Annotated in this window: 1 protein-coding gene; it reads left to right on the forward strand. The window is 67.5% G+C overall.

The features are described 5' to 3' along the window. Positions 1-53: 53 nt before the first annotated feature. Positions 54-1090, forward strand: a 1037-nt coding sequence (locus tag JQN72_RS18070; RefSeq protein ID WP_239100876.1) for an IS630 family transposase, incomplete at its 3' end; no start/stop codon positions are given.

Consider the following 1090-nt stretch of genomic DNA (forward strand, 5'->3'; position numbering starts at 1 on the left):
TAGTGTCGCGTGTAGTTAGTTGATTTACGGTTGGTGTGCTGGGACGATGAGGTATGGCGAATCGTCCGGCTCCGGCGTTGGTGTTGCGTGAGGGTGACCGGGAGGAGCTGGCGCGTTTGACGAGGTCCTCGAGTGTGCGGGCGGGGTTGGCGCAGCGGGCGCGGATCGTGTTGCTGGCTGCGGATGGTGAGTCGAATGTGGCGATCGCGCAGAGGGTCGGGGTCTCGCGGCCGACGGTGATCGGCTGGCGCAAACGGTACGGGGCGAGGGGGATCGCGGGGTTGGACGATGTTCCGCGGTCGGGTCGTCCGCGGGAGGTCGACTACGGCAAGGTGGTCGGGGCGACGTTGGCACCGCCGCCGAAGAGGTACGGCGTCACGCACTGGTCCTCGCGGCTGCTGGGCCGGCATCTGGGGGTGAGCAACGGCACGATCGCGACGATCTGGCGGCAGGCGGGAGTCCAGCCGTGGCGGGCAGAGACGTTCAAGTTCTCCACGGACCCCGAGCTGGTCGCCAAGGTCACCGACATCGTCGGCCTCTACCTGGCGCCGCCGGAGAACGCGATCGTGCTCTGCGTGGACGAGAAGTCCCAGATCCAGGCGTTGGACCGGACCGCGCCGATGCTGCCGATGCAACCGGGCCTGCCCGAGCGGCGCACGCACGACTACGTCCGGCACGGCACCACGACCTTGTTCGCCGCGTTGGAGATCGCCACCGGACAGGTCACCGCCGCGGTCAAGCCCCGCCACCGCCACCAGGAGTTCCTCGCCTTCCTCAAGCAGGTCGCCCGCGCCTACCCCGAGGTCGAGCTGCACCTGGTGATGGACAACTACGCCGCCCACAAACGCGTCGAGATCCGCGACTGGCTCACCGCCAACCCCCGGATCCACGTCCACTTCACCCCCACCTCCGGCTCCTGGCTCAACCTGGTCGAGGTCTGGTTCGGCATCATCGAACGCCAGGCCATCCGCCGCGGCACGTTCCGATCCGTGCGCGAGCTCAACGCCAAGATCCGCGTCTTCATCAACGGCTGGAACGACCGCTCCCACCCCTTCGTGTGGACCAAGACCGCCGACGACATCCTCAAGAA

Origin of the sequence: Phycicoccus sp. CSK15P-2 (assembly GCF_016888005.1) — a bacterium.
Lineage (GTDB): Bacteria > Actinomycetota > Actinomycetes > Actinomycetales > Dermatophilaceae > Phycicoccus.